Consider the following 279-nt stretch of genomic DNA (forward strand, 5'->3'; position numbering starts at 1 on the left):
AGCGCGTCGGGCTCCGTCACCCCCCGTTCCGCCCAGGAGGGTTCGGTCAGCGTAGCCGACCTGCTCGACAAGGTGACGTCCTGTTCGCAGATTTCGAACGGCAAGTACAAGACCGACGACGAGACCTCGCCCACCATCCCCGTGTGCGGCAAGAACGGCGCGGTGTTCTGGAAGGCCGACATGGACATCGACTGCGACGGTCAGGTCACCGGCAAGTGTAACGGCGACGCCGACCCCTGGTTCCAGGACGACACGGCGTTCCACCAGTCCGACGGGAAG

The 279-nt window shown here is 65.2% G+C and carries 1 pseudogene; it reads left to right on the forward strand.

The features are described from left to right. Positions 1-279: pseudogene (locus KVT44_RS56050) on the forward strand (glycoside hydrolase family 75 protein); the annotation flags it as partial.

It is taken from the genome of Streptomyces sp. GbtcB7 (assembly GCF_019091445.1).
Taxonomy (GTDB): domain Bacteria; phylum Actinomycetota; class Actinomycetes; order Streptomycetales; family Streptomycetaceae; genus Streptomyces; species Streptomyces mirabilis.